The organism is Armatimonadota bacterium (assembly GCA_020354555.1).
In the GTDB taxonomy this organism is placed as follows: domain Bacteria; phylum Armatimonadota; class Hebobacteria.
Genome location: CP070648.1, coordinates 1,467,224 through 1,471,570, shown reverse-complemented (window position 1 = coordinate 1,471,570; position 4,347 = coordinate 1,467,224). Strand labels below are relative to the sequence as shown.

The 4,347-nt window shown below is 66.1% G+C and carries 3 protein-coding genes; 2 read left to right on the top strand and 1 reads right to left on the bottom strand.

Features of this window, described 5'->3' with window-relative positions; translation table 11 throughout:
- Positions 1-628: 628 nt before the first annotated feature.
- Complete coding sequence (locus tag JSV65_05945; GenBank protein UCH35894.1) at positions 629-2,533, bottom strand: hypothetical protein; 1,905 nt, start codon at positions 2,531-2,533, stop codon at positions 629-631.
- Between the two features lie 147 nt (positions 2,534-2,680).
- On the opposite strand from JSV65_05945, the gene JSV65_05940 reads away from it, so the two are divergent.
- Positions 2,681-3,706: a carbohydrate kinase gene (locus tag JSV65_05940; protein UCH35893.1), complete on the top strand. Its 1,026-nt coding sequence runs from the start codon at positions 2,681-2,683 to the stop codon at positions 3,704-3,706.
- Positions 3,703-4,272: a nitroreductase family protein gene (locus tag JSV65_05935; protein UCH35892.1), complete on the top strand. Its 570-nt coding sequence runs from the start codon at positions 3,703-3,705 to the stop codon at positions 4,270-4,272. The genes JSV65_05940 and JSV65_05935 overlap by 4 nt, the downstream gene beginning before the upstream one ends.
- The last annotated feature ends 75 nt before the right edge of the window (positions 4,273-4,347 follow it).

The window sequence follows — 4,347 nt, the reverse complement described above, 5'->3', positions numbered from 1 at the left end:
TCGATGAGGTCGGCCTTGGTCCAGCCGCGCTCCGGCCATAGGACTTTGTCCAAATGGTTGACGTGCACCTCGCGACCGTCAACCTCGACCGTCGTCTCTTTCTCCGCGGCCCTGAGCGCGCGCCGGAGTTGCTCGGTTGCAGTTGCCACGTGATCCCTTCGCGACGGCACGGTCGCCTCACCGCGCCGTCTCTCTCGCGAGCCACACAAAGCAAAAGGCCGGCAGCACCTCACGGCGCTGCCGGCCTCGAATCCCGCCCTAGCAACTGCAGCCGGACTTCTCGGCGCAGCCCTTGCAGCAGTACGCCTTGTCGTCCTTCTTGTACGGCTGACCCTTGATCTCCGCGCCGCAGCCGGCGCACTTCTTCGCTTTCGAGCTACAACCACAACCCATTACGTCGTCTCCTTTCCTGCACAACCGCGAGGCAGCGCCCCCAGTTCGCGGCCCGGCGCGATTCCGCTTGCGTCCTCTCCTGGTACCTTACAGGTTGCGCCCACCCAGGTCAAGGCGGCGCGTGTCGCCTGAGGCGGACAAGCTGGCGCGTCTTCCCACGTCCGCACGCGGTGCGCTCGCGTATTCCCGATGCGCCGGCAGCCATGCGCGCGCCGGTGCCGGAGACAAATCCACGTCAGCGGATGAATATCTGATAGGTCTCGACATCGGCGACGGGGCCGATAATGGCCCAGATCGAGCCGATGGTGTAATCCCCGAGGATGAGGCCGAGGAAGAACGGGATTGCCGCGCGGTGCGTGCGCATGCCCCCGTAGCGTACCAGCAGCAGCTTCGCCACCCAGCTTATGAAGAAGGCGAACCAGAAATAGTCCATCGCGAAGCTTACGCCCAGGGCGTACCCCGCGGGGTGGAATGGCCACCACAGATACCGCGAGCGCAGGACGCGCAGCCCGGTCACGAGCAAAAAGCCCGCCGCCATCGCCATGCGGTTGCCCGCCTGCGCCGGCTCACCGAACTCAAGCCAGTTCTGCAGCGTGCCGAACGCCGAGCTTCCCGCCCACCATTTGAAGCCGAGATCTTTGGCCATGGCGCCGCTCTGATAGGACTCGTGGAGGTGAGCCCAGTAGGTGGCGAGCATGGCGACGAACGTGGCGCCGAGCATCACCCACAACAATCGGCGGCCGTCAATCGCGGCGGTCTCCGCCATCTTAAACGCTTCCATCTGGGTCGGCATCGGGTGGTTACGGTAGCACCGGTTCAGCCAGTACGTCTGCTCCATGCCGGTCAGGTTGCGCGGGCCCAGGCCGCGCGTGCCGATCGCGGTGACCAGGATCTGCGCCGGATGAACGTGATAGATCTCATGCGGCGCGCCGAGTTCCGCGCGCACCCGGGTGATGGCGAGCGCGAGCAGGAAGTAGAGCCCGAAGAAGAGCGCGATGACATAGGCGGACATGCCGGCATAGCGCCAGAACGCCATGAGGAACGCGGACCCCGCCGCGAGGCCCAACAGCGCCGAGCGGTAGCGCAGCGGCTCCTTGCTGTCGTCCAACGGCCCGCGTCCGAGCGCCGTCGTCAAGACTTGCCACAGCCAGCCGCGCGCGACCCACAGCAGACCCGCCGCCAACCCCAGCCACGCCCCCGACGACTGTGCCGGGATATACGGGAACTCGCGCAACCGGTCGAACCCGACCATCGCGCCGCCGACGTGTTGCAGCTTGCGAAAGAGGTAGAAGAACCAGCACGAGAACGAGAGATCGAGCGGCAGGAAATACGCAAGCCCCACGGCGAACGGATAGAACGACATCGGCAGGTTGCCGCCCGCGTTCCACGGCCAGGTGCGGAACTCGATGCGCGTTTCGTCATAGCGCACATTGAGGAACGGCAGCGTCGGGCGGAACATGTGGAGCCCGTTGAGGATGCCGATGGCGGCGGCGAGAGCGAACCCCATCCACATCAGCCGCGAGCGGAAGAACGAGGTCGCGGCGCCCCGCTCGGTGAGCGCGAGCGGCAGCTGGATGATGGGAAAAGACAGCTTCTCGTGCTCGGTCCAGGCGCGGCGGAACAGCACGCTGAGGCACAGCATCATCATGACCATGACGAGCACGAATGCCGACCACCACGCCAGCGGCGCCAGCCACGGTCGCAGGTTCGCCCAGCGGTACATCGTCGAGTGGCCTTCGTAGAAGCCGCGCAGGGCTTCGACGTCCATCACCTGGAGGTGGCGCGGCAGCAGGGCGCCGAAGGTCTGCGGCCACTTGAGGTCCGGGTGCTGGTAGGTGTACCAGGCATAGTGCGTGATGTGGCCGAACATGTTCTGCAGTGTGTCGTGGCCCGCCATCGTCACCGACATGACGAGCATGATGTATACGGTGAGCAGCTCGCCCTGTCTCAGCGCGCGCCGCGGGGCGAGCTTGCCGACGAGGATGTTGCCCACGGTCACCAGCGCAAGCATGAAGACCGGTGTCACGAATAGAGGCAGGCAGCTTCCGTCGAGCGTGTACCAGCGCACCTCGACGACGATGACCCAGTAGCAGTTGAGGGGTATCAGCACTAACCCCAGGAGCACCGCGCGGAGCGTCACGCCGGGAGACGCCCGCGACGCGTGCTCCGGCTGGGGTGTCTGAGGAGTACTCATACTGACGCAGTAATTTCGTAGGGCAGCAGCTCTGCTCCTGCCCTTAGAAGGCCATCCGCGTAGTCCGCGAGAGGCCGGGAGGTGAGCGCCAGCATGCCGAACGCCGTCTGCATTGGTGAACTCCTCATTGACTTCGTGTCGACGGCCAAGGACTTGAGCCTGTCCAACTGCCCGCCGCTGGTCGGCGCCCCGGGCGGCGCCCCGGCCAATGTTGCCGTCGGCCTCGCCCGCCTCGGCGTGTCATCCGGATTCGTCGGCAAGATCGGGGACGATCCCTTCGGCGAATTCCTCAGGGCGACGATGGCCGAGAACTCCGTGGATGCGACGCACCTCGTCAGCGAACCGGGAAGTCGCACCACCCTCGCCTTCAACGCCACGCGCTCCGACGGCAAGAAGGACATCTTCTTCTACCGCAATCCCGGCGCCGACATCCTCCTGCACCCCGACGATATCAACGAAGACTACATGGTTTCCGCGGACGTGCTTCACTTCGGCTCGGTCAGCCTGAGCCATTCCCCGAGCCGCGAGGCGACCCTGCGCGCGGTGGAGATCGCTCAGGCCAACGAGCTTCTCATCTCCTACGACCCGAACCTGCGCCTCATGCTGTGGGACTCCGCCGACGAGGCCGAGAAGTGGATCTGGAAGGCGATGCCCGCGGCCGATGTCGTCAAGATCGCCGAGGAAGAGTGGGAGTTCATCACCGGCACGTCCGATCTCGAAGCTGGCAGCGAGAAAGTGTTCGAGGCGGGGCCCGGACTCGTCGTCGTCACGCGCGGCGAGCAGGGCTGCTACTACGATAACGGCCGCGCGCGTGGGTACCTGCCGGGGTTCGCGGTTGACGTGCTCGATCCGCTCGGCGCGGGCGACGGCTTCGTCGCCGCGATGCTCGCGGGCCTCTTACGATGCGGGGACTACCGCGCCCTCACGGCGGAAGACCTGGACGATATGCTGACCACGGCCAACGCCGCGGGCGCGCTGACAACCCAGCGCGCCGGCGTCATTCCCGCGCTCCCGACTCCGGACGAGATCAAGGCGTTCGTCCGCACCGCCTCGTTTCGCCCGCTCGCCCTGGGCCCGGACGCGAATCCATTCGCCGACGACGAACTGGAGGCCGAATGATGGACCTCGACCAAGCCATCGCAACTCGCCGCACTATCCGCCGCTTCACCCGGCGCCCCGTGCCTGAGGATGATCTGCGATCCATCGCCGATGCAGGCCGGCTCGCGGCGAGCGCGGGTAATCGCCAGCCCGTTCGATTCCTCGCGGTATCCGAGGACGATCCGGTGACTTACATGTTCGACCACGTCGCCTGGCTCGCCGCAGCGGGGGATCCGCCTCAGGGCATGCGGCCGACGGCGTATGTCGTCATTCTGGCTGATCCCGAGGTCAACCGCAGCTACACCTCCGACTGCGCCGCCGCCGCACAGAACGTGCTCCTCGCGGCGCACGGGCGCGGCATCGGCGGCTGTTGGATCGGCTCGGTGAATCGCGACGCGGTGCGCGACCTGCTGCGCATTCCGGCCGGCTTGGAGATCTACGGGGTCATTGCTCTGGGCTATCCGGCGGAAGATGCGGTAGCCTACGATGCGGACGGCGCTGTCGCAGTGACGCGCGATGCAGATGGGGTCGTGCGCGTGCCGAAGCGCAAGTTGGGCGAGGTGCTGCGCTTCGAGAGATGGGAGTGAGAAGACGGATCGCGCCCGGCCGCAGCCTTACCCGCCGAAGGCGTCCTTCAGCCGATCGAAGAGCTTGCGTTCCTG

Excerpts from the sequence above, each read along its gene's own strand:
- JSV65_05940 (UCH35893.1), top strand. The coding sequence starts at position 2,681 with ATGCCGAACGCCGTCTGCATTGGTGAACTCCTCATTGACTTCGTGTCG.
- JSV65_05935 (UCH35892.1), top strand. The coding sequence starts at position 3,703 with ATGATGGACCTCGACCAAGCCATCGCAACTCGCCGCACTATCCGCCGC.